Raw genomic sequence first — 21,976 nt, forward strand, 5'->3', positions numbered from 1 at the left:
TCGCTGGAGGGAGTCACTCCTCGGGTAGCAGGGGGCCTCTGAGGGCCGGAGCACATCGGAGGCGGAGGCGTCATGAAAAACGCCTCCGCCGACAGATTAATCAAGACATGGGCTCTCAGGGCAGGGTGGAGGGCCGAGAGTCATCCCTGATGTTCGTCGCGGTGCCCGTCGGGCTCGCGGATGCCACGGGCCGAAGCCAGGGCGCGCAGGGTGCGGGCGTCCTCGATGGCACGCTGTTTGGCGATGCCCGGCTGGATGCCGAGGGCCGGAAGGCTGGTGCCGTCACTGAGGTCGAGGAACACCCAGGGGTCGCCGGGACGCAGGTTGACCTGCAGGATCTCGGCCCAGTCCAGGTGCCGGCGGCTCGCGATGTTGACGACGGTGACACCGCTCTCGTCGGCGACGACCTTGGGCCGCGAGAGCAGGACGAGCACTCCGAAGAGGAGCGCCGCGGTGAAGATGAAGCTGAGCTTCTCCCCCGGGCCGAGTTGCTCCAGAAGCATCGCGACCGTGGTGATGACCACAAGGATCGAGGCACCCGCGGTGAGCAGCACGGCCCGGGTGCGGGCCGGGCGGAAGGTTATGGGAAGGGAGGGAAGGTCCGACATGTCCGTTGGTCCCGTCAGAGCCGGCAGGCGTGGATGGCCGTGGTCAGGATGGCCCGCGCTCCGAGCGCGTACAGGTCGTCCATGATCCGCTGGGCCTCCTTGGAGGGGACCATGGCGCGGACGGCGACCCAGCCCTCGTTGTGCAGCGGCGAGATGGTCGGCGACTCCAGGCCGGGAGTGAGCGCGACGGCCTTCTCCAGGTGCTCGGCGCGGCAGTCGTAGTCCATCATCACGTACGTCCGCGCGACCAGGACGCCCTGGAGCCGGCGCAGGAACTGCTGCACCTTGGGCTCGGCGTCCTCGGTGCGGTCGGCTCCGACACGGCGGATGACGATCGCCTCGGACTTCATGATCGGGTCGCCGAAGATCTCCAGCCCGGCGTTGCGCAGCGAGGTGCCGGTCTCGACGACGTCCGCGATGACCTCGGCGACGCCGAGTTCGATGGCGGTCTCGACGGCGCCGTCGAGGTGTACGACGGAGGCGTCGATACCGTGCTCGGCGAGGTGCTTGGCGACGATGCCCTCGTAGGAGGTGGCGACCGTCGTGCCGTTCAGGTCAGCGATGCCGTTCGCGGTGCCCGGCTTGGCGGCGAAGCGGAAGGTGGAGCGGGCGAAGCCGAGCGGGAGGATCTCCTCCGCGTTGGCTCCGGAGTCGATCAGGAGGTCGCGGCCGGTGATGCCGATGTCGAGCCGGCCGGAGGAGACGTAGATCGCGATGTCCCGGGGGCGGAGGTAGAAGAACTCGACCTCGTTGTTCGGGTCGACGATCCGCAGCTCCTTGGACTCCCGGCGCTGCTGGTAGCCGGCCTCATGCAGCATGTCCGCCGCAGGTCCTGAGAGGGAACCCTTGTTGGGGACGGCGATGCGCAGCATGAGGTCGGCTTCCTTTGCTCGAGGTTGTTCATGAGTGGGCTGGGACGGGTGGACGTGCTCGGTGGGGGCGCTGCTGGGACCGGCCCCTAGAGATGCGCGTACACGTCGTCGAGGGAGATCCCGCGCGCGACCATCATCACCTGGACGTGGTAGAGCAGCTGCGAGATCTCCTCGGCGGCGGCGTCCTTGCCTTCGTACTCGGCGGCCATCCAGACCTCTGCGGCCTCTTCGACGACCTTCTTGCCGATGGCATGAACGCCCTTGCCGACCAGCTCGGCGGTGCGCGAAGTGGCGGGATCGCCCGTGGCGGCCTTGTGCTGGAGCTCGGTGAAGAGCTCCTCGAACGTCTTATTGGACATGGTGGTCCTCAGCCTACGCGCTCGGTGCCGTACCTCAGTGCCAGGGTTCGGATACTGAGCGGAGGGTGGCCGCCGTCGCCACGGCGGCGGTCACCGCCTCGTGCCCCTTGTCCTCGTTGGAGCCCTCGATGCCCGCGCGGTCCAGGGCCTGCTCCTCGGTGTCACAGGTGAGCACGCCGAAGCCGATGGGGACGCCGGTGTCGATGGAGACCTGGGTGAGGCCCTGGGTGACGCCCTGGCACACATACTCGAAGTGGGGTGTTCCGCCGCGGATGACGACGCCGAGCGCGACGATCGCGTCGTAGCCGCGGCCCGCCAGGACCTTGGCGGCGACCGGCAGCTCGAAGCTCCCGGGGACCCGCAGCAGGGTCGGCTCGTCGATCCCCAGCTCGTGCAGGGCGCGCAGCGCGCCGTCGACGAGACCGTCCATCACCTTGTCGTGCCACTGTGCCGCGATGACCGCGACCCGCAGGTCGCCGCAGTTGCGTACGGACAGTTCGGGTGCACCCTTGCCGCTCACGTCTCTCCTTCAGTCCCGCTGTGCTGTGTTGCCGATTGTGCTTGTGCCGCCGGTACCGCCGGGTTGCCGGTACCGCCGTGTCGCCGAAAGCACCGTGTTGCCGACAGTGCTGTGTTGCCGGCAGTGCTGGGCCCTGCCGGTGGTTCCGGTCGGGCCGGGCCCTGCCGGTGGTTCCCGTCGTGCGGTGTCACTGGCTCCCGCAGGCCGACACGGTGGTCGCGTCGAGCCAGGGCAGGTCGTGGCCCATCCGGTCCCGCTTGGTCCGCAGGTAGCGCAGGTTGTGCTCGCCCGCCTGGACAGGCATGGGCTCGCGCCCGGTGACCCGCAGGCCGTACCGGAGGAGAGCGTCGGTCTTGTCGGGGTTGTTGGTCAGCAGACGCAGGCTGCGGACGCCGAGGTCCTCCAGGATCCGCGCGCTCGCGCCGTAGTCACGGGCGTCGGCGGGCAGGCCGAGCTCCAGGTTGGCGTCGAGGGTGTCCCGGCCGCGCTCCTGGAGTTCGTACGCGCGGAGCTTGGAGAGCAGGCCGATGCCGCGCCCCTCGTGCCCGCGCAGGTAGACCACGATGCCGCGGCCCTCGGCCCGGATGAGCTCCATGGACGTCTGGAGCTGGGGGCCGCAGTCGCAGCGCTGCGAGTGGAAGACGTCGCCGGTGAGGCACTCGGAGTGGACGCGGACGAGGACGTCCTGGCCGTCGCCGATCTCGCCGTGGACGAGGGCGACGTGTTCGACACCGTCGGCCGTGGAGCGGTACCCGTACGCGGTGAACTCGCCGAAGGCGGTGGGGAGATGGACCTCGGCCTCGCGGCGGACGGTGGGGGCGGCGAGGTCCGCCCCGGACTCGGCGGACGACGTGAGCTCGGTGGAGCGGCGGTAGGCGACCAGGTCCTCGATGGAGATGATCGTCAGGCCGTGCTTGCGGGCGAAGGGGATCAGCTCGGGCAGCCGGAGCATCCGGCCGTCCTCGCCCGCGATCTCGACGATCGCTCCGGCCGGGCGCAGGCCGGCCAGCCGGGCCAGGTCGACGGCGGCCTCGGTGTGGCCGTTGCGGACCAGCACGCCGCCGGACCGCGCGCGGAGCGGGAAGATGTGGCCGGGGCGGACGAAGTCGTCGGCCGCCGAGGCGCCGTCCGCGAGGAGCCGCAGGGTGGCGGCGCGGTCGGCCGCCGAGATGCCGGTGGTCACTCCGTGCGCGGCGGACGCGTCCACCGACACCGTGAACGCGGTCTTCATCGACTCGGTGTTGTCGTCGACCATCTGCGGAAGGCGGAGCCGGTCGAGTTCGTCGCCCTCCATGGGGGCGCAGATCAGTCCGCGGCACTCGCTCATCATGAAGGCGACGATCTCGGGGGTCGCCATCTCGGCGGCGACGACGAGGTCGCCCTCGTTCTCCCGGTCCTCGTCGTCGACGACCACGATGGGACGGCCGGCCGCGATGTCGGCGATGGCCTGCTCGACCGGGTCGAGCGCGAAGTCCGAGGCATCTTGATCGTGCCCGGTGCTGTACCAAACCGGCGCCGTTGTCATGCCGGGGCTCCTTCCAGGACGGGCTGCCCGGCCTCACGGGAGCGCAGCCACCAGTCGCGCAGGCCCCACAGGACGAGCGCGCCGTACAGGACGTAGACGAAACCGGAGAAGGCGTAGCCGTTGGCGAAGTTGAGCGGGACACCCACCACGTCGACCAGCAGCCAGGCGAACCAGAACTCGACCATGCCGCGGGCCTGCGCGTACATGGCGACGATCGTGCCGACGAAGATGTACGCGTCGGGCCAGGGGTCCCAGGACAGCGTCGGGTACGCGTGGAACAGGCCGCTGACGGCGAGGGTCCCCACGACGGCGGCGCCGACCATGTACGCGCGCTCGTGCCAGCTGGCGAACCGCACGGAGATACGCCCGTCCTTGCCCTCGCCTCGGTTCCACTGCCACCAGCCCCACAGGGCGACGACGATGACCACGACCTGCTTGCCGGCGCTGCCGGTGAGGTGGCCGAAGAAGGCGGCGAAGAGGACGACTCCGGAGAGGAGCTGGACGGGCCAGCTCCACACGGAGCGCCGCCAGCCGAGCGCGAGGGCGATCAGACCGATCACGTTGCCGATCATGTCCGACCACATGATGTGCTGGCCGAGCAGGACGAAGGCCTCGGAGTTGAGCCAGTTCACTGCCCGGCCCCCTGGCCGCCGGGCAGACCGGCGGGCTGCTCGCCCCGGGCGCCGAGCAGTCGCTCGACGTACTTGGCGATGACGTCGACCTCGAGGTTGACCGGGTCGCCGGGCTGCTTGTGGCCCAGCGTGGTCAGGTCGAGGGTGGTGGGGATGAGGCTGACGGTGAAGTGGTCCGAGCCGGCGTCGACGACGGTCAGGCTGATGCCGTCGACCGTGATGGAGCCCTTCTCGACCACATAGCGCGAAAGGTCGGCGGGCAGCGAGATCTTGACGATCTCCCAGTTCTCGGACGGCTTGCGCTCGATGACCGCGCCGGTGCCGTCGACGTGTCCCTGCACGATGTGGCCGCCGAGGCGCTCGCCCACGGCCATCGGCCGTTCCAGGTTGACGCGGGAGCCGACGGTGAGGGCGCCGAGGCTGGAGCGGTTCAGGGTTTCGGCCATGACATCGGCCGTGAACTCGTCGCCCTCGTGCTCGACGACGGTGAGACAGACTCCGTTCACGGCGATGGAGTCGCCGTGCTGCGCGCCCTGCGTGACGACGGGGCCACGCAGCCGGAAACGCGAGGCGTCGTCGAGCATCTCGACGGCGGTGACCTCACCCAGCTCTTCGACGATTCCGGTGAACACTTCCCGGGTCCTCCTGCCTCATGGGGCACGGACTCCGGGGCCTGTCGATGACGACAGAATGAGCGGACCGCGGCACACCGGCAGCGAAGCCGAAAGGTCACTCGTCCCTGAGGACGAGGAGCAACAAACGGCAGCGCGCACACATGCCCGCCCGCCGCGCACTGCCTCCCATCCGGACTTTAACCGTCGGTCCAGGAATTTCACCTGGTCAACCGGCCGCTGGAAGCGACCGGGTCGCGGACTGTAACCGCCGGTTCGGAATTACACCGACCCCGGAGTGCGCTGCTTCTGGTACAGGGCCAGTGTGCCACGCCCGATCGTCGGCCATGGGGCCGCACCTCTGTGGGGTGGCTCACAGCCGGTCTCCATGGACTTCCACGGAACGGTTTCGCCGGTCAACCTCCTTGGCTCCGGGCGGCCTTGTGACACAGCCCAGGCCTACCCGACTGGTCCATACCTATTGACGCTCTGGTCTAGTCCTCTTAGTGTCCTCGATCAAGACTGCGTGATCATTCCTTGCCGGTCCCCCCACGATCGACCCGGCGGCGGTGACGAAGGCCCTTGCCCCGCCGCCGGGTCCCCAGCCGGCACGGCGGCCCGTACCGGCGGGCGCTGCGGCTCACCGCGCCGAAGGCCCGCTTCGCGGCCGCTGCCGAACCCCGACAGACTGGAGTTGCCGGGAAGCCGGCTGGAGCGCGCCCGGACCGCGGACCGAGCCGCACCGGGGTGAGTGGTCCCTGGGTCCGACCGGCCGGAGGGCTCACCGGGCTCCGCCCGCCCGTTCCGCGGCGGCGATGTCACGTTTCCGCGGGCTGCGCGGTCTCAACTGACGAAGGGCGCTCCATCCGGGAGTGTCCGGCGTCGAAAGGACGGGACGGCATGACCACGATCCTGGTGACCGGCGGCACCGGCACCCTCGGCAGGCTGGTCACCGAGCGACTGCGCGCGGACGGCCACGAGGTGCGGGTGCTCAGCCGGCACGCGCAGGTGTACGCCGTCGATCTGCGCGAGGGCGGCAGCGGTCTGGAGGCGGCCGTCAGGGGGGTGGACGCGATCGTGCACTGCGCGACCTCACCCCGGGGAGGCGACGAGCAGGCGGCCGAGCGGCTGATCGCGGCCGCACGCCGGGCGGCCGTCCCGCATCTGGTCCACATCTCGATCGTCGGCGTGGACAGGGTCCCGTTCGGCTACTACAAGAGCAAGTGGGCCGTGGAGAAGCTGATCGAGGAGTCCGGGATCGGCTGGACGATCCTGCGCACCACCCAGTTCCACGACCTCGTCGCCCAGGTCCTCGCGGGGCTCGCGAAGCTGCCCGTACTGATCCTCCCCGCCGGGGTCTCCGACCAGCCGATCGAGGTCGCCGAGGTCGCCGACCGGCTGGCCGGACTGGCTGCCGGTGCGCCCGCGGGGCGCGTCGAGGACATGGGCGGGCCCCAGGTGCGCACGCTCCGTTCGCTGGCCGCAGCCCACCTGCGCGCCACCGGGAAGCGGCGCCCGCTGGTCGACGTACGTCTGCCGGGCAAGGCCTACCGTGCATTCCGGGAGGGGCACCACCTCACACCGGGGCGCGCCGTGGGGAAGGGAACGTTCGAGGACTTCCTCAAGGCACGCTCCCAGAACACGCGCTGACTCGGCCGGTCGCCTCGGGGGCCGCCGGCCTCGGCGGCACCTGCCGATCCCCGCCCGGGGATCGGCGGAACCCCGGACCCGGCACCAGCACCCCACCGGGTCCGCCGGCCCCGGGCTCGACCCGGCAACCGCCCGGGTTCCGCCGACCCCGGGACCTACCGCGACGACGGCGGAGCGAACAGCTCGTCCTGGGCGCCGTCTCGCGCCGTCAGCAGGGCGCCGCGCAGTACCGCGCCTCCGCCCAGCGTGCTCGCGCGGACCTCGGTCGGGAGCGGTGACATCCGCACGAGCCGCCGCTCGACCCGGGCGGCGAGCGCGGCGCCGCCCGCCCGGCCGACCTCGCCGCCGAGGACCACGCAGCCGGGGTCCAGTACGGCGATGACGGAGGCCGCCCCGATGGCGAGGCGGTCGGCGAGGGCGTCGAGGAAGCCGTCGGCGGACGGCGAGCCGGAGGTCGCCAGCGCCTGCCGGACCAGCGCCGCGGCATGCGGTTCGTGGCCCTCGGCCCGCGCCGGGACGCCGTGCTCCGCCGCCAGCTCCGCGATCGCCGCGGACCCGACCAGCGAGTGGAAGCCGCCCCCGCAGTCGGTCGCCGAGGGCAGGGTCGTGGTGCCCGGCACTGGCAGGAAGCCGATCTCCCCGGTTCCCCCGGAGGCGCCGCGGCGCAGGGCGCCGTCGAGGACGACGGCCGCGCCGGTCCCGTGTCCGAGCCACAGCAGGACGAAGGTGTCCCGGTCACGGGCGACGCCGTCCCGCTGTTCGGCGATGGCCGCGAGGTTGGTCTCGTTCTCGACGAGGACGCGGGCCTCGGGGAGCCGTTCCTGGAGGACCGCGACCAGGCGCCGGTGCCACTCGGGCAGGCCGGTGGAGTCGCGGAGTTCACCGCTGACGGGATCGATCAGACCGGGCGCACCGATGCCGACGGTGTGCAGCCTGCCCCACCCGCCGTCGCGTTCGCGGGGACGCGTCGCCCCGAGGGTCCCGGCCTCCTTGGCCACCCGTTCGACCAGCGCGACCGCCTGCTCCACCGCGGGTACGGTCCCGGTGTCCCCGCCGATCGGCACGGACGCCTCGGCCAGGACGCGACCGACCAGGTCGGAGACGACGACGGAGACTCCCTCCGTACGGACGTCCAGCGCGGCCAGGTGGGCGCGGTCCGCGACGATCCCGTAGACCCGGGCGTTCGGACCGCGCCGCTGCTCCCCCGATTCCCCGACGACGGTGACGAGGCCGGAGGCCGTGAGGCGTTCGACGAGGTCGGCGACAGTCGGCCGGGACAGTCCGGTGAGCTGCTTCAACCGCCCTGCCGTCAAGGGGCCTTCCTGCTGCAACAGCCGCAGGGCGAGCCGGTCGTTGATGGCCCGTGCGGTGCTCGGGGATGCGGGCATGCCGGGAATCCTCCCAGATCGGCGGGTCCGCCCGGTGGGCGGGCGGCGAGTAGTCGTCTATCTATCAGGCAGGGTTCCTGATAATTTACGGCGGCGGAATGGGGCACCATCACTCGGGGAGGGGCCGGAGCATGAGAGAAGTGATCTACGACCAGCGCGAGGTGAAGCGCGCCCGGTACGCCGTGGCGGCCGTGTTCGCCGTGCACGGAGCCGTCACCGGGTCGTTCGCGACGCGCGTGCCGTGGATCCAGGACCACGCTTCGGTCAGCGCGGGGCAGCTCGGTTTCGCGCTCGCCTTCACCGCGCTGGGCGCCTCCTGCTCGATGCCGCTGGCCGGCCGGATCACCCACCACTTCGGCAGCCGTACGGCGCTGCGCGGACTCATGGCCCTGTGGACACTGGCGCTGATCCTGCCGTCCCTCGCACCGAACCTGCTCACCCTGTGCGTCGCGATGTTCGTCTACGGGGCCACGGCGGGGATGGCGGATGTCGCCATGAACGCGCTGGGTGTCGAAGTGGAGAACCGGCTCGACAAGTCGATCATGTCGGGGCTGCACGGCATGTGGAGCGCCGGCGCCCTGATCGGCGCGGCGGCCGGCACGCTCGCCGCGCAGCTGGGCTCGGACGCGCGCATACACCACGCGCTGGCCGCGGCGGCCCTCACCCTCGTCGGACTGGTCGCCTGTCGCTGGGTGCTCGATCTGCGGCCCACCGAGGACGAGGAGCCGCCGCCGCGCTTCGCGCTGCCGCCCCGGTCGGCGCTGCTCATCGGCACGATCGGCTTCTGCGCGGTCTTCGCCGAGGGCGCGAGCCTGGACTGGTCGGCGGTCTACCTGCGTGACCAGCTGGACACCTCGGCCGGTCTCGCCGCGGCCTCGACCACCGGCTTCATGCTGACGATGGCGGTGGCCCGGCTGATCGGCGACACGGTGGTGAACCGGTTCGGCGCGGTACGGACCGTGCGGGCGGGCGGCGTGCTGGCCGTGCTCGGCGGTCTGCTGATCGTCGTCGCGGACGATCCGGCGGTGGCGATGGGCGGCTTCGCGCTGCTCGGTCTCGGGATCGCGGTCGTCGTCCCGCTCTGCTTCGCGGCGGCCGGGCGCAGCGGCCCCAACCCCAGTCAGGCCATCGCCGGCGTCGCGACCATCACGTACACCTCGGGGCTGATCGCGCCGAGCCTGATCGGGTCGGTGGCGCAGGCGACGAACCTGATGGTGTCGTTCGGGCTGGTCACGGTCCTGGTGTTCGGGCTCACGGTGCTCGCGGGCGTACTGCGGGCCGGGGACCGCGGCCGTCCGAAGGTCAGTCCTCCGAGCGCAGCAGTTCCCGGCCCACGGTCCTGAACCGGTCGCTCCACGGCGTCGGGCGCAGCGTCCCGGCGTCGAGCCGGACGAGCACCCGGGTTCCGTGCGCGTACGTGACCGCGCCGTCGAGGGAGCAGAAGCGGAAGCCGTACGTGAGTCCGGTGTTCCCGAGCCGCTCCAGCCAGAGGTGGACGGAGTACGCGCCCGGACGGTTCACCGGGACCTCGTAGGTGATCCGCAGTTCCTTGACGGCGTTGCACGAGTCGCCCGCCGCCTCCCAGTCGCCCTCGAAGCCGAAGCCGCTCTCGTTCCACAGCGCGGCCCAGGCACGCTCGACCATGACCGGGTAGCGGCCGTTGTGCAGCAGTCCGAGCGCGTCGAGGTCGTCGAAGTGGACGATGACGGGCAGGAGTCGTCCGTACGGGAGGGCGGGGGCGACGGGGGCTTCGGCGGTCACGGGCGGGACTCCTGAGACGTGCGGCGTGCGAATGGGGCGGCCTGGCTGAAAACGATGCCCCCATCCTAAGCAAACGCTCAGGATCCCTGGCCCGGCGGGATCAGCCCGCGATCGAATCGAGCTGCTCGGCGGCCGGCCGCAGCTCCCACAGATCACCTCCGGGCGGCGCTTCGAGCCTCGGCACGGCGGCCCGCGCGGCCCGGTCCCCGGCGTCGGCCGCCGCGTGCACCACGTCGCTCGCCGCGAAGCGGTGGAACTCCAGCTCGGGATGGTCCCACGGCTCGGCGCCGGTCGCCGTGGGCAGCAGGTAGTCGACGGCCTTGAACAGGCTCTGACCATCCGGCCCTTGATACTTCCAGAGGTCCACGCCGACATGCCGGCCGATGGCCGCGAGCCGGGTGTACGCGACCAGGTCGAAGGTCGAGTAGTGCCAGCTGCGGGTGCGGGCCAGTTCCTGGGACTGGCTCCCGTCGGCGGCGATCTGCGGGTCGATGCGCAGGGCGCGCGCGGCGAGCACCGTCCGCCGGGCGAGGGCCCGGTCGCCGGTCGCGTACGCGAGGGCGGCGAGCTGCATGTCGTAGAACGTGCCGTGGTTGTTCCGGGCTGCGGCCTCCTCCTTGCCGAAGGCGCTGTCCGTCAGCCAGTCCCGGAAGCCGGTGTTCCAGTCGAGCATCGCGGCCCGGTCGCGCCGGGACCAGCCGGGGGCACCGGTGTCCAGGACGGCGATCGCGTCGAGGACGCTCGTGTAGGACTGCGAGAAGTCGATGACGCCGATGGCCCGGCCGTCGTACTTGCAGGGGATGAACTGGCCGTGGTCCAGGTTCGGGTTCATCCGCGTCGCCGGGTCGAGGAACCAGGTGCGCAGGACCTGGGAGGCCTTCTCCGCGTACTGCTTCCTGCCGGTGTAGTACCAGGCGAGCGCGAGGTCGTACGTCGAGTCGAAGACCTTCTCGACGTCCTGGCGGTCGGTGCCGGTGTCCACCTCGGGGTTGCGCTGTCCATCGCGCTGTACGTAGGGGCAGCCCCAGGGGTTGTCGGCGGTGGCGGGCCGCGAGGGCCACCAGTACGGAGCCTGGCTCAGGTAGTCGTGGACATCGCCGCCGGGGGCGGGTTTCGGCTTGTCGACGACCGTCCAGGGGCCCTGGTCCAGCCAGTTGTCGGCGCGGGCCGTCAACACCCGCAGCGAGAGGGCGAGTCGGTGGTCACCGTGGTCCAGGCGGAGACGGGTCCGCCGGAGCCGGCCGCCGTCGAGGACCGTGGTCCTCGGGATTGCGGGCGCGGTGCGGGCGGACATCGAGGGGAAGTCCACGGCCACGGACGCCGTACGAGCGGACGACGGGGCGGCGGCGACGGATGCCGTACGGGCGGACGCCGAGGGGACGACGAGGGACGCGAGGGCGAGGGTGGCCGCGGCGACCACCACACCCAGTCCGGATCGTGCACTCACGGAACACTCCGATCAGACATATGAACGATGTTCATGAGTAGGGCCGTGCGAGCGTAGAGGCCGCTGGTCGACCCTGACAATGGTCCGGACAGATTCACGTACAGAGAAAGCGAATCCTCACCATGGACCTCGGCGTGGGCTGGAAACTGCACGGCGACGGGCGGACACCCGCCCCGGGAGCGGTCGTCCGCCCCGATGAACGCCTCTCCTGGCCCCGGACGCTCGGGCTCGGCGCCCAGCACGTGGTGGCCATGTTCGGCGCGTCGTTCGTGGCACCCGTCCTGATGGGACTCGACCCCAACCTCGCGATCATGATGTCCGGTGTCGCGACGGTCGTCTTCCTGCTCGCCACTCGCGGCCGGGTGCCCAGCTACCTCGGCTGTTCGCTGTCCTTCGTGGGCGTCGCCGCCGTGATCCGCGCGCAGGGCGGCACCAGCTCGACGGTGACCGGCGCGTGCTTCGTCGTCGGCGTCGTGCTGTTCCTGGCGGGTCTGGCCGTCCAGCGGTTCGGTGCCCGGATCATCCACGCCGCGATGCCGCCGATCGTGACCGGCGCGGTCGTCATGCTGATCGGCTTCAACCTGGCACCCGTGACCGCCTCCGCCTACTGGCCGCAGGACCAGTGGACGGCCCTGCTCACCATGCTGGTCACCGGCGCTGCCGTGGTCTGCCTGCGCGGCTTCTGGTCACGCATCGCGATCTTCCTCGGGCTCGTCTTCGGCTACGTCGTCTCCTGGGCCTTCGACCGGATCTTCGGCCGCATCCACTCGGTCGACGCGAGCGGCGAGGTCACCGACCACTGGCGCCTGAACCTCTCCGGCGTGGAGAACGCCGACTGGATCGGGCTGCCGTCCTTCCACGGACCGACGTTCCAGTGGTCGGCGGTCCTCGTCGCGCTGCCGGTGGTGATCGCGCTGGTCGCCGAGAACGCCGGGCACGTCAAGGCCGTCGGCGAGATGACCGGCGACCCGCTGGACGACAAGCTCGGCACCGCGATCTCCGCGGACGGCGCCGCCTCCATGCTCTCCACGGCGGTAGGCGGCCCGCCCAACACGACGTACTCCGAGAACATCGGCGTGATGGCCGCGACCCGGGTGTACTCGACGGCCGCCTACTGGGCCGCCGCCGGCTTCGCGCTGCTCTTCGGCGTGTGCCCCAAGTTCGGCGCGGTGGTCGCGGCGATCCCGGGCGGCGTCCTCGGCGGCATCACCGTCATCCTGTACGGCATGATCGGGCTGCTCGGCGCCCAGATCTGGCTCAACGCCCGGGTGGACCTGCGCAATCCGCTGAACCTCGTGCCGGCCGCGGCGGGCATCATCATCGGTATCGGCGGGGTCACCCTCAAGTTCACCGACAACTTCTCGCTGAACGGCATCGCGCTGGGCACCATCGTCGTGATCACCGGCTACCACGCGCTGCGGGCGATGGCCCCGGCCCACCTCAAGCAGGAGCCCCTGCTCGACTCGGGGACATCGGCGTACGACGGTCCCGGGGATCAGCGTGCCAGCTCATAGGCGTACTCCGCCGAGAAGGTGCCGGCCGTGCCCCGGCAGCCGTCCGACTCACCCGGCGGCTTCACCCACAGATACGCGTCGATCCCGGCCTCCCCGGTGCTCAGGGTCGGTGCCTCCCCGATCCTGCGGCCCGGCGGATCGCACCACGCGCCGCCGGCGGCGGGGCCGTTGCCGCTGCGGCTCGTGTCGATGACGGCGCCGAGACCCGCGGGCCCGCCGAGCGCGGACAGCACGCGCCGGGCGTAGGCGATCTCGTCACTGGTCCGGTTGAAGTTGGAGACGTTCGTGAAGATGCCGTCGGAGGAGGCGGGTGAGGCCGCGCCCGCCCGGCGGAGCAGCGCTGCCTGATCGGCGGCCGGGTTCCAGTCGGAGTTGCCGGCGTCGTAGTAGACCCGGGCCCTGGGGTCCGCCGCCTTCAGGACGCGGCCCGCGCGGGCCAGTGCGGCGAAGCGGCCGGTCCGCCCGCCCTCGGTGAGGCAGTCCGACTGGGCGACCGCGTCGGGCTCCAGGACGACGACGACCTCGCCGGAGCCGAGCCCCGCCGCGAAGCCGTCGATCCAGCCGTCGTAGGCGGCGAGGTCGGGCGCCCCGCCCTCCGAGGCGCCGCCGCAGTCGCGCTGCGGGACGGCGTAGGGCACGAGGACCGGCACCCGGCCCTGCGCCGCGGCTGTCGATGTCACGGCCCTGACCCGCGCGGTGATGGTGGCCGGCGTGAAGTCCGCGAACCACACGGCGGCCGGGCGGCCGGCGATCCGGGACTCGATGACCGCGCGCCGGGGGTCATCGGGGTGGGCGTCGAGCCAGTCGCGTACCTGGGAGTCGGCGTGACGGTAGAGGCGGGCCGGGGCTGCCGCGGTCCGTGGCTTCCTCGCCGTCGGCGAGGGGTCGGGAGCCGGTTCCGGGGAGGCCCGCCCCGGCGGGGACGGCACGGCCGAGCTGTGCGACGGTGTCGGCGCACCCGGCGGCGGACCGAGGGCGGACGCTTGGGTGACCAGCGGTTTCGCGTCCTTCACGGGGTGCCCGTCGTCGAGCGCGGACACCGTCCCCGTCACGGTGCCGACCGCCACCACGACCGAGGCCACCGTGACCATGACACCGCGCGCGGCGGACCGGCCGTGCTCGATCCCGCGCCGGACCGGCCGCTGGGCACGTAAGCCTGACACGTACTGTTCCCCCCACTCCCGCCACGGCCGCGTTCCCCCGTTCTGGGGAAGCCTTCGGCCCGGCGGCACGTCGGCCACCCTAGGACTGGGACGCTGCCCTCATGGCGCAGTCGGCACAGTTCACCACTCCCGTTGACACGGTCGTGTCCCGTATGCGCGCCCTGGACGCGAGGCTCCCGGAGCGCGACGGTCTCGCGGTCTTCAACCGCGTCTACCTCACCGTCACCGAGGAGTTCGACCGGCATCTGGACGCCGGGGTCTTCCCGGACCGCCGGGCCGCGACCGCGCTGGGCGTGCGGTTCGCGCAGCGCTATCTGACGGTGGCCGAGGAGGGCCGGGCGCCCGCCTGCTGGCGTCCGCTGCTGCGCTTCCGCCGCCATCCCGGGGTACGTCCGCTGCAGTTCGCGCTCGCGGGCATCAACGCGCACATCGGGCACGACCTGGCGCTCGCCGTGGTGGACAGCTGTCGTACGCTCGCGTGCGAACCGGCCGACCTGGCGGACGAGTTCGACCGTGTGGGCGATCTCCTCGTCTCGCTGGAGGAGCACATCCGCGAAGAGCTGATGCCGGGCCCCGACCTGCTCCAGATCGCCGATCCGCTCACCCATCTGCTCGGCTCCTGGAGCCTGGAGCGGGCGCGCGAGGCCACCTGGGCGGCGGCGCGGACCCTGTGGGCGCTGCGCGGGATCCCGGACCTGGCCGAGGAGTTCGGCGAGCGGCTCGACGCGGCGGTGGGGCTGGCCGGCCGGATGCTGCTCACTCCCCTGCCGGACTGATCCGGCCACGCGGTGCGGTCCTCTCCGGAACCCCGGGAGGATCACTGTACGTTGAACGGCCGGCACACCCTGATGCGAAGGAGTACACAGGTATGGCGACGCGACTCGGCCTCACCCTCCCGCAGATGAAGCAGTACGACCTCGGACGGGACGTGCCCGACGTGGCCCGCGCCGCCGAGGCGATCGGGTACGACAGCCTGTGGGTCTTCGAGCGAGCCCTGTTCCCGGATCCCCCGACGCAGGGGTTGTACGGCATCGAGGGACTGGCGTGGCCCGAGGCGTACCGCGGTGTCGCCGACCCCCTGGTGACCTTGACTCTCGCGGCCGCGGCCACCGAGCGCGCCGAGCTCGGCACCAGTGTCCTGGTGGCCCCGCTGCACGTGCCGTTCCAGCTCGCCAAGGCGCTCGCCTCGCTCGACGCGGCGAGCGGCGGGCGGGTCGTGGCGGGTCTCGGCACGGGCTGGTCGCTCGACGAGTACGCGGCGGCGTCCGCGCGGCCCTTCGAGGAGCGCGGCCAGGTCCTCGACGAGGTGATCGGGGTGTGCCGCGCGGTGTGGGGTCCCGACCCGGTGGTCTACGACGGCAGGCTCACGAAGATCGCGTCGGCCGCGGTCGGCCCCAAGCCCGCCCGGCCGATCCCGATCCTGCTGGCCGCCAACACCGGAAAGGCGCGGCGCCGGCTCGTCGACCACGCCGACGGGTGGATGCCGATCGGCATGGGCGTCGAACAACTGGCCGCGCAGTGGACCCGGTTGCAGGACCTGGCCGCCGAGCGCGACCGCACGGAGCCGCTGCGTACGGTGCTGCGGACCAATCCGCAGTACACGGCGAAGGGGTACGAGGGCGCGAACCGCCAGCCCTTCCAGGGCGGCGTCGACCAGATCGTCGAGGACCTGGTCGCCCACGCCGAGATCGGCCTCGACGAGATCTTCTTCGACCTGCAGAGCTCGGTGCGGGACGCCCAGGAACTGAAGGACGTGGCCGCCGAGGTGTACGAGGCGGCGCGGGCGGCCGGGGTCTGACCCGACCGCCTCGCGCCCCGCGAGGAAGGATCAGTCCTCGGGCAGTTCCACCGGCGCGATCTCGTCGTAGACGTCGCCGGGCCCGGGGTTGGTCGGGTCGGTCGTCCCGCCGAGCTGGTGCATGACGCCCCAGACCGCGTTCAGCGCGGTCTGGACGGCGCCCTCGGCCCAGCCGGCCGTCCACGAGATGTCGTCACCGGCGAGGAAGATGCCCCGCTTGTCCTCGGGCAGCGACTCCTGCATGAAGTGCGTGAACAGGCGGCGCTGGTAGCGGTAGTGGCCCGGCAGGTTGGCCTTGAACGCGCCCATGAAGTAGGGCTCGTTCTCCCAGGACACGGTCACCGGGTTGCCGATGATGTGCTTCCTGATGTCGACCTTCGGGTAGATCTCGCCGAGCGACTTCAGCATGACCTCCATCCGCTCGCTCGCGGACAGCGGCAGCCACTTCAGGCTGTCGTCGCACCACGTGTACGAGAGGCAGATGACGGCGGGCTTGTCCGGGCCGTCGTCGAGGAGGTAAGTGCCGCGCGTCATGCGGTCGGTGAGCGTCATCGACATGACGTCCCGCCCGGTCTCCTCGTCCTTGTCCAGCCAGAACGGCCGGTCGACGGGCACGAAGAGCTTGGAACTCTCCATGTAGTGGGTGCGCTCGATCGCCGTCCAGTGGTCGATCGGGAAGAGCGAGTCGTCGCAGGCGACCTTGGAGAGCAGCATCCAGGACTGGGCGGTGAAGATCGCCGCCTTGAACGTGCGGATGTCGCCGTTCGCGTCCGTCACCGTGATCCCGTTGCCCGCGGTCCGGTTCAGCCGGGTCACGGCCGGGCGCGGGGCGCCGTCGTGCAGCGTCGACAGCGAGGTGCCGTACGCCCAGTGGACGATCTTCTCCGGCTCGCGCTCCCACAGCCGCAGCGGAAGCTGCTGGGAGCCGCCGACGATGCCGCGGTGGTGGTCGTCGGCCTCGGTGTAGACGACGCGCAGGATCTCCAGGATGGAGTTCGGGAAGTCGGTGTCCCAGCCGCCGGTGCCGAAGCCGACCTGGCCGAAGATCTCGCGGTGCCGGAAGGACTTGAAGGACTCCGACTCGCAGAGGAAGCCGTAGAACGTCTGGTTGTCGAGCTTCTCGACGAGCTTCGACCAGATCTCCCGGATGCGCGGCACATCGCGCTCGCGCATCGCCTGGTTCATGTCGGAGAAGTCGGCGCCGTCCTCCAGGCAGGCGTTCCAGGCGTTCATCACGTCGCGGTAGACCTGCGGCAGGTCGTCGACGGAGGTCGCGTAGTGCGACTCGCCCTTGAGGTCGACGACCGTCGAAGGCGTCGACTCGGCAAGGGGGTTGGGGAACGGGCGGGTCTGAAGGCCCACCAGGTCGATGTAGTGCTGGAGGGCGGTGGACGACGGCGGGAAGCGCATCGCGCCCATCTCGGCGGTGAGCGAGGGGTCGCAGCCCTCGAAGCCGACCGTGCGCAGCCGGCCGCCGATCTCGTCGGCCTCGTACACGACGGGCTTGAGGCCCATCTTCATCAGCTCGTACGCGGCCACGATGCCGGACAGTCCGCCGCCGATGACCGCGACCTCGGTACCGTGCTCGGTCGCGGGTATCTGCCCGAGGCCCGCGGGGTGCGCGAGGAAGTCGTCGTAGGCGTAGGGGAAGTCCGGGCCGAACATGGTGATCGGCGGCTGCTGCACGTCGGCGTGCTGGACGGCGTTGGGCACGGTGGACGTCATGGGGTACGGACTCCTTGCGCGGAAACTGGTGAGGGGGAGGCTTCTCGGACCGGGCGGGGGCGGGCCGGGCTGAGGATTCAGACGAGGGACCCGTAGAGACCGGGGCGGCGGTCCTTCAGATACGGGTTGCTCCCGCGCGAGGCCGCGAGGAGGACGGGGTCGGCGTCCGCCAGGACCAGTTCCTCGCCGCGGCCCGCCCGGCCCCGGGCGATGCCGTCGGGCGAGGCCAGCGTGGACAGTCCGACGAACTCGAACTCCCCTTCCGGGCCGGTGCGGTTGACGTAGGCGACGTACATCTGGTTCTCGAAGGCTCGCACCGGGACGACGGATTCGGCGACGAACTGGAACGGGTGCATCTGCGCGGTCGGCACGAGCAGCAGGTCGGTGCCGGCGAGGGCGTGCGCGCGGACGTTCTCCGGGAACTCGACGTCGTAGCAGATCATGAGGCCGATCCGGAGGCCGTTCAGTTCCGCCTGCACGACGGGCTGGTCGCCGGGTGTGAAGTGGTCGTGCTCGAAGCAGCCGAAGAGGTGGGTCTTGCGGTAGTTCGCGAGCCGGGTGCCGTCGGCGGAGATCAGCTGCGCGGAGTTGAAGACCCCCGCCCCGGCGGCGGCCGTGGAGCCTTCGCCCTCCGCCCCTCCGGCCTCGCGCTCGGGGTAGCCGTAGGCGACGGCCAGGCCGTGCCGGGTGGCGATCTCCGCCACCGCGTCGGCGGAGTCGCCGTCGGCGGGCTCGGCCAGGCGCGCGATGTCGTCGCCGATGGCGTAGCCGGTCAGGAACATCTCCGGCGTCACGATCAGCCCGGCGCCCGCTTCGGCGGCGCGGCCCGCGGCCTCGTCGAGCACCTTCAGGTTCTCGACGATCGAGCCGGGGCGGCCGGAGCTCTGGAGCAGGGCTGTGCGCATGCGGGTTCTCCACCGGTACGAGGGGGGTTCGGGGGGCCACATAGACGGTACGGTCGGCCGGCTCGGGGGGACAAGAAGGACCCGTTGCGCGCCACCGAACGATTCATTGCGTGCGCCCTGCCCCCGGCGGCGATTCGTTGCGCACCTCGCCGCACGCGCCCGCCACGGCCTCGATCCCCTGGAGACGCAGGTCACAGACGGGTTCCGCCTCCTGGGAACGTCGAGGGCGTGGAGACGGCGCGGGGACGGGGCGACACCCTGGTTTCCGGCGGCTGCGGCCGCGGCGTCCGGATCTCCCGGCGCTCACAGCTCGCGCAGCCGCTCCACGATCTCGCGCAGCAGTTCCGGGTCGGCCGCCGGGCCGCCGTGCGGCGGCCGGTACGGCTCGTCGATGCGCAGCAGACCGGCTTCGGCCAGGTCGCCGAGCAGCACCCGTACGACGGTCAGCGGCAGGTCGGCGTCCGCGGCGAGCTCGACGACCGGCCGGGGGCCGCGGCGGGCCAGGTCGAGCAGGGCCGCCGCGGCATGATCGACACCGGGCTGCCCGGAGTCGCTCTCCAGGACCGTGACCTGCGACATCAAATCGATGACGTGCCGGTCCGAGGGCCGGGTCCGGCCCCCGGTGACGGTGTAGGGCCGCACCATCGGCCCGGTCTCGTCCTCGTACCAGTGGTCGTCGGTCACGGGCGGATCAGTGGCCCGCGGGGTCAGCCGCCGAACGTACGGCGGCGGCCATGTGGCGGCCGACGCGGCGGACGAGCAGTTCCATCTCGTGGGCGAGCTGTCCGACGTCCGTCTGCACCTCGCTGAGCACGGCCAGCCGGCTTCCGTCACCCGCCGGGGTGATGAAGAGGTAGGCGTCGTCGAGCATCACCATGGTCTGGCGCACCCCGCCCGCGGCGAAGCGTTCGCCCGCCGAACGCGCGAGGCTGTGGAAGCCGGAACAGACGGCGGCGAGGTGTTCGATGTCCCGTCGGCCCATGCCCTCCGAGTAGCTCAGCGGCAGACCGTCGGCGGTGAGGAGCACGGCCTGGCGGACGTGGTCGGTCCTGGCCACCAGGTCGTCGAGCAGCCACCCGAGATCGGTGCCGGGCCGGTCGGAGTCACCCCCGGACTCGCAGGCACCGCCGGCGGTCGTCGGCTGCTGGGCCTCAAGGGTCTGGGCGGGGTGCTCCGGGAGCTGGTCAGGGCGCATCGTCGGCGTCCGTCCCTTCCTCTGTGTCGGTTCGCTGCGCGGGGCCGGACCCGCTGGTGCCCGGCTGCGTGGGCAGGCCCTTGCGGCCGCGGTCGAGTCCGCGCTGGAAGGCCCCGAAGACCGCGCGCATCTCCTCCGGAGTGACCTCGCGCTCCGGTGTCCCGTCGGCCACCGGTCCCGCCGTGCGCAGCTCGGGCGCGAGGGCCCGCTGGCGGACCCGGGTGGGCAGCTCGGGCGGGTCCGGAACCGAGGTGTCCGGGGGCACGAGGCCGACCTCCTCCCGCCGCGCCCTGCGCTGCTCCGGGAGGACCACGGTGGCCGTCCGCGAGGGCAGCGCCACCGGGGCCGGGTCCGCCTCCACCGCCGGACGCGCCGATTCGACCGGCGCGAGAACCGACTCGGGCAGCAGCACCACCGCCGTCGTACCGCCGTACGGGGAACGGCAGAGCGTGACCTTGATGCCGTGCCGTGCGGCGAGCCGGCCCACCACGTACAGCCCGAGCCGGTCGTGCCGGGTCGGGTCGAAGTCGTCCGGCGTGGTGAGGGTGCGCCGGGCCTCCTCGATCTGTTCGGGCGCGAGACCGAGGCCCCGGTCGTCGATCTCCAGGACGAACCCGCTCCCGGCCCGCCCGGTGCGCAGGGTGACCTGGGTGCGGGGCGGTGAGAACACGGTGGCGTTCTCGACGAGTTCGGCGATCAGATGGACGACGTCGGCGACGGCGTCCGCCGCGACGCCCACCTCGGGCATCGGGGGGACCACCACCCGTGTGTAGTGCTCGATCTCGCTCACCGCGGAGGACACCACCTCGGCGACGGGCACCGGCCGCCGCCAACGGCGGCCCGGTGCGGAGCCGGAGAGGATGATCAGGCTCTCCGCGTGGCGCCGCATGCGCGTGGTGAGGTGATCGATGCGGAACAGGTCGTCCAGGACGTCCGGGTCGTCGGTGCGCCGCTCCAGCGTGTCGACGAGCTTGAGCTGGCGGTGGACGAGCGCCTGGTTGCGGCGGGCGATGTTCAGAAGGACCGCGAACAGCCCGCGGCGCAGGGTGGCTTGCTTGACGGCGGCCTCGACGGCGGCGAGCCGGGCGGTGTTGAAGGACCGGCCGACCTGGCCGATCTCGTCGGCCACCGCCTCCACGTCGGCCAGCGGCGGCGCCTCGGCGGCGGCGTCGACCTCGTCGCCGGCGCTCAACCGCTCCATGACGTGCGGAAGCTGACGGTTGGTCAACAGGTCGGCGGCGTCCCGCAGCGACTCCAGGCGGCGCGAGATGCGCCGGGCGCCGCGCACCGCGAGCCACAGGGACAGTCCCACGGCGGCCAGTCCGAGCACGCCGACGATGGCGGCCTTGGCCAGCTCCTGGTAGGCGAACGTCCGTCCGCGCGCGGCGGAGTTGATCGCCGACCGGGTGCACAGCCGCATGTACTGCTTGACGGCACGGTCGGTGGTGGTGCGCCAGGAGCCGGCCGCGACTGCCTCGCCCGCGCGCTGCGCGCCCGCCCGCAGCAGGGCGTCCTCGTCCCGGGTCAGCTCCTTGTGGAGGTCCTCGCGCTGGAAGGCCTCGAAGAGGGCGCGCGAGTCGGCCGGCAGGTCGGGAACGTAGGTCCGCTCGAAGACCCGGCGGTCCTCGATGGTCGCGGTGAGGGTGTCGTACTGGCGGTCGGTGAGCGTTCCGGCGGCCCGTGCGCCGGCGACGAGCGCGTCCTCGCGCGACACGAACTCCCGCACCCGCACCAGCTCGACGACGACCTGCGCCTCACGGGCCAGCTGTCCCGCCTGGAGGGCCGTGAGCGCGGACTGGACATCGAACCCGGGTTCCACCAGGGCGCTGTATTCGGCCACGGCCCGGTCCCAGGTGACGGAGCGGGACAGCACCTGGCCGCGCAGCCGCTCCAGTCCGCCGGCGGAGTGGAGCATGGTGTCGAGCACCTGCCGCTGATGGCCGGTGAGCCGGCTCCGGTCCCCGTTCCGGACCGCCGTGCGCAGCGCGGTCACGGCGCGGTCGGTGCGACGCTCCTGGGCCAGCAGGTCGGTGCCCGCCCTCGTACCGCTCGGCGCACCCAAGTACGCGGCGGCCAGGCGCCGTTCGATCTGGATCTGGCCGATCGCCGTGTCGACCGGCGTGCCGAAGGTGTTGTAGACACCCTGGAGGCGGACGAGCGCGCGCAGTTCGCCGGTGACGGACACCATGGTGAAACTCCACAGTGTCATGAGGGCGATCACCGGAGCGATCGAGAGGGCCACGATCCGCGAACGGACCGTGGACGGACGACCGAAGGGCCAGCGCATGGTCTCCCCAGGACGA

The 21,976-nt window shown here is 71.8% G+C and carries 21 protein-coding genes and 1 riboswitch; of the genes, 5 read left to right on the top strand and 16 right to left on the bottom strand.

The genetic code is table 11. The annotated features are described in order from the left end of the window. Nucleotides 1-140 precede the first annotated feature (140 nt). The 7 genes from ACFYW8_RS17725 to ACFYW8_RS17755 all read right to left on the bottom strand — a co-directional run bounded on the left by ACFYW8_RS17725 (nt 141) and on the right by ACFYW8_RS17755 (nt 5,148). Nucleotides 141-608 (bottom strand): PH domain-containing protein, encoded by a 468-nt coding sequence (locus ACFYW8_RS17725; RefSeq protein ID WP_389075402.1) that lies wholly within the window; start codon nt 606-608, stop codon nt 141-143. A 14-nt stretch (nt 609-622) separates the two neighbouring features. Further along, a complete protein-coding gene (gene hisG / locus ACFYW8_RS17730; RefSeq protein ID WP_365878791.1) occupies nt 623-1,480 on the bottom strand; it encodes an ATP phosphoribosyltransferase in 858 nt (285 codons plus the stop codon). Between the two features lie 86 nt (nt 1,481-1,566). Further along, nucleotides 1,567-1,839, bottom strand: coding sequence for a phosphoribosyl-ATP diphosphatase (locus tag ACFYW8_RS17735; protein WP_030038616.1), 273 nt, complete (start codon nt 1,837-1,839; stop codon nt 1,567-1,569). Between the two features lie 34 nt (nt 1,840-1,873). Further along, nucleotides 1,874-2,359 carry a 6,7-dimethyl-8-ribityllumazine synthase gene (ribH, locus tag ACFYW8_RS17740; protein WP_328556700.1) on the bottom strand — a complete coding sequence of 162 codons (486 nt, stop codon included), beginning with the start codon at nt 2,357-2,359 and terminating at the stop codon, nt 1,874-1,876. A 187-nt stretch (nt 2,360-2,546) separates the two neighbouring features. After that, nucleotides 2,547-3,884 (bottom strand): bifunctional 3,4-dihydroxy-2-butanone-4-phosphate synthase/GTP cyclohydrolase II, encoded by a 1,338-nt coding sequence (locus ACFYW8_RS17745; protein ID WP_389075415.1) that lies wholly within the window; start codon nt 3,882-3,884, stop codon nt 2,547-2,549. Further along, the gene (locus tag ACFYW8_RS17750) at nt 3,881-4,516 is read right to left on the bottom strand and encodes a nicotinamide riboside transporter PnuC (protein ID WP_389075419.1); all 636 of its coding nucleotides are present in this window, start codon (nt 4,514-4,516) and stop codon (nt 3,881-3,883) included. Before ACFYW8_RS17750 ends, ACFYW8_RS17745 begins: the two co-directional genes overlap by 4 nt. Then, nucleotides 4,513-5,148 carry a riboflavin synthase gene (locus tag ACFYW8_RS17755; RefSeq protein WP_389075424.1) on the bottom strand — a complete coding sequence of 212 codons (636 nt, stop codon included), beginning with the start codon at nt 5,146-5,148 and terminating at the stop codon, nt 4,513-4,515. The genes ACFYW8_RS17750 and ACFYW8_RS17755 overlap by 4 nt, the downstream gene beginning before the upstream one ends. Nucleotides 5,149-5,302: 154 nt before the next feature. Next, nucleotides 5,303-5,433: riboswitch (FMN riboswitch) on the bottom strand. A gap of 594 nt (nt 5,434-6,027) precedes the next feature. Between ACFYW8_RS17755 and ACFYW8_RS17760 the strand changes: the two genes are divergently transcribed. After that, the gene (locus ACFYW8_RS17760; RefSeq protein ID WP_365878801.1) at nt 6,028-6,777 is read left to right on the top strand and encodes an SDR family oxidoreductase; all 750 of its coding nucleotides are present in this window, start codon (nt 6,028-6,030) and stop codon (nt 6,775-6,777) included. Nucleotides 6,778-6,932: 155 nt separating this feature from the next. Here ACFYW8_RS17760 and ACFYW8_RS17765 read toward each other — a convergent pair whose 3' ends face one another. Further along, nucleotides 6,933-8,165 carry an ROK family transcriptional regulator gene (locus ACFYW8_RS17765; protein WP_389075430.1) on the bottom strand — a complete coding sequence of 411 codons (1,233 nt, stop codon included), beginning with the start codon at nt 8,163-8,165 and terminating at the stop codon, nt 6,933-6,935. A 131-nt stretch (nt 8,166-8,296) separates the two neighbouring features. On the opposite strand from ACFYW8_RS17765, the gene ACFYW8_RS17770 reads away from it, so the two are divergent. Beyond that, the gene (locus ACFYW8_RS17770) at nt 8,297-9,508 is read left to right on the top strand and encodes an MFS transporter (protein ID WP_389075435.1); all 1,212 of its coding nucleotides are present in this window, start codon (nt 8,297-8,299) and stop codon (nt 9,506-9,508) included. On the opposite strand, the gene ACFYW8_RS17775 is transcribed toward ACFYW8_RS17770, so the two are convergent. Both ACFYW8_RS17775 and ACFYW8_RS17780 read right to left on the bottom strand, forming a co-directional pair. Continuing rightward, entirely contained in the window at nt 9,468-9,926 is a 459-nt protein-coding gene (locus ACFYW8_RS17775) for an acyl-CoA thioesterase (protein ID WP_389075440.1), read from the bottom strand. The two genes, ACFYW8_RS17770 and ACFYW8_RS17775, sit on opposite strands and share 41 nt — an antisense overlap. A gap of 100 nt (nt 9,927-10,026) precedes the next feature. Further along, entirely contained in the window at nt 10,027-11,241 is a 1,215-nt protein-coding gene (locus tag ACFYW8_RS17780) for an alginate lyase family protein (RefSeq protein ID WP_389076193.1), read from the bottom strand. Nucleotides 11,242-11,495: 254 nt separating this feature from the next. On the opposite strand from ACFYW8_RS17780, the gene ACFYW8_RS17785 reads away from it, so the two are divergent. Then, on the top strand, nt 11,496-12,887 hold the full coding sequence (locus ACFYW8_RS17785; protein WP_389075444.1) for a uracil-xanthine permease family protein: 1,392 nt from the start codon (nt 11,496-11,498) through the stop codon (nt 12,885-12,887). Here the strand turns inward: ACFYW8_RS17785 and ACFYW8_RS17790 are convergent. Further along, on the bottom strand, nt 12,869-13,978 hold the full coding sequence (locus ACFYW8_RS17790) for a glycoside hydrolase family 6 protein (RefSeq protein ID WP_389076197.1): 1,110 nt from the start codon (nt 13,976-13,978) through the stop codon (nt 12,869-12,871). The genes ACFYW8_RS17785 and ACFYW8_RS17790 overlap by 19 nt on opposite strands. 173 nt (nt 13,979-14,151) lie before the next feature. Here ACFYW8_RS17790 and ACFYW8_RS17795 point away from each other — a divergent pair, with 173 nt between their 5' ends. Together ACFYW8_RS17795 and ACFYW8_RS17800 are read left to right on the top strand one after the other, a co-directional pair. After that, nucleotides 14,152-14,826 (top strand): DUF5995 family protein, encoded by a 675-nt coding sequence (locus ACFYW8_RS17795; RefSeq protein WP_365878811.1) that lies wholly within the window; start codon nt 14,152-14,154, stop codon nt 14,824-14,826. A gap of 92 nt (nt 14,827-14,918) precedes the next feature. Next, nucleotides 14,919-15,848 (top strand): LLM class F420-dependent oxidoreductase, encoded by a 930-nt coding sequence (locus ACFYW8_RS17800; RefSeq protein ID WP_389075451.1) that lies wholly within the window; start codon nt 14,919-14,921, stop codon nt 15,846-15,848. A gap of 30 nt (nt 15,849-15,878) precedes the next feature. Here ACFYW8_RS17800 and ACFYW8_RS17805 read toward each other — a convergent pair whose 3' ends face one another. The 5 genes from ACFYW8_RS17805 to ACFYW8_RS17825 form a co-directional block, all read right to left on the bottom strand. Next, a complete protein-coding gene (locus ACFYW8_RS17805; RefSeq protein WP_365878815.1) occupies nt 15,879-17,573 on the bottom strand; it encodes an NAD(P)/FAD-dependent oxidoreductase in 1,695 nt (564 codons plus the stop codon). Between the two features lie 77 nt (nt 17,574-17,650). After that, nucleotides 17,651-18,478, bottom strand: a complete 828-nt coding sequence (locus ACFYW8_RS17810) for a carbon-nitrogen hydrolase family protein (RefSeq protein ID WP_389075458.1) — start codon at nt 18,476-18,478, stop codon at nt 17,651-17,653. A 303-nt stretch (nt 18,479-18,781) separates the two neighbouring features. Continuing rightward, the gene (locus tag ACFYW8_RS17815) at nt 18,782-19,162 is read right to left on the bottom strand and encodes a DUF742 domain-containing protein (protein ID WP_389075462.1); all 381 of its coding nucleotides are present in this window, start codon (nt 19,160-19,162) and stop codon (nt 18,782-18,784) included. Between the two features lie 7 nt (nt 19,163-19,169). Then, the gene (locus ACFYW8_RS17820; RefSeq protein ID WP_365878819.1) at nt 19,170-19,673 is read right to left on the bottom strand and encodes a roadblock/LC7 domain-containing protein; all 504 of its coding nucleotides are present in this window, start codon (nt 19,671-19,673) and stop codon (nt 19,170-19,172) included. After that, nucleotides 19,663-21,960 (bottom strand): nitrate- and nitrite sensing domain-containing protein, encoded by a 2,298-nt coding sequence (locus ACFYW8_RS17825; RefSeq protein ID WP_389075467.1) that lies wholly within the window; start codon nt 21,958-21,960, stop codon nt 19,663-19,665. The genes ACFYW8_RS17820 and ACFYW8_RS17825 overlap by 11 nt, the downstream gene beginning before the upstream one ends. Between the last annotated feature and the right edge of the window lie 16 nt (nt 21,961-21,976).

The organism is Streptomyces sp. NPDC002742 (assembly GCF_042888885.1).
Taxonomy (GTDB): domain Bacteria; phylum Actinomycetota; class Actinomycetes; order Streptomycetales; family Streptomycetaceae; genus Streptomyces.

Coding starts and splice junctions, on each gene's coding strand:
- ACFYW8_RS17725 (WP_389075402.1), bottom strand. CDS start 608: ATGTCGGACCTTCCCTCCCTTCCCATAACCTTCCGCCCGGCCCGCACC.
- hisG (WP_365878791.1), bottom strand. CDS start 1,480: ATGCTGCGCATCGCCGTCCCCAACAAGGGTTCCCTCTCAGGACCTGCG.
- ACFYW8_RS17735 (WP_030038616.1), bottom strand. CDS start 1,839: ATGTCCAATAAGACGTTCGAGGAGCTCTTCACCGAGCTCCAGCACAAG.
- ACFYW8_RS17745 (WP_389075415.1), bottom strand. CDS start 3,884: ATGACAACGGCGCCGGTTTGGTACAGCACCGGGCACGATCAAGATGCC.
- ACFYW8_RS17760 (WP_365878801.1), top strand. CDS start 6,028: ATGACCACGATCCTGGTGACCGGCGGCACCGGCACCCTCGGCAGGCTG.
- ACFYW8_RS17765 (WP_389075430.1), bottom strand. CDS start 8,165: ATGCCCGCATCCCCGAGCACCGCACGGGCCATCAACGACCGGCTCGCC.
- ACFYW8_RS17770 (WP_389075435.1), top strand. CDS start 8,297: ATGAGAGAAGTGATCTACGACCAGCGCGAGGTGAAGCGCGCCCGGTAC.
- ACFYW8_RS17785 (WP_389075444.1), top strand. CDS start 11,496: ATGGACCTCGGCGTGGGCTGGAAACTGCACGGCGACGGGCGGACACCC.
- ACFYW8_RS17790 (WP_389076197.1), bottom strand. CDS start 13,978: ATGGTCACGGTGGCCTCGGTCGTGGTGGCGGTCGGCACCGTGACGGGG.
- ACFYW8_RS17795 (WP_365878811.1), top strand. CDS start 14,152: ATGGCGCAGTCGGCACAGTTCACCACTCCCGTTGACACGGTCGTGTCC.
- ACFYW8_RS17800 (WP_389075451.1), top strand. CDS start 14,919: ATGGCGACGCGACTCGGCCTCACCCTCCCGCAGATGAAGCAGTACGAC.
- ACFYW8_RS17805 (WP_365878815.1), bottom strand. CDS start 17,573: ATGACGTCCACCGTGCCCAACGCCGTCCAGCACGCCGACGTGCAGCAG.
- ACFYW8_RS17810 (WP_389075458.1), bottom strand. CDS start 18,478: ATGCGCACAGCCCTGCTCCAGAGCTCCGGCCGCCCCGGCTCGATCGTC.
- ACFYW8_RS17820 (WP_365878819.1), bottom strand. CDS start 19,673: ATGCGCCCTGACCAGCTCCCGGAGCACCCCGCCCAGACCCTTGAGGCC.
- ACFYW8_RS17825 (WP_389075467.1), bottom strand. CDS start 21,960: ATGCGCTGGCCCTTCGGTCGTCCGTCCACGGTCCGTTCGCGGATCGTG.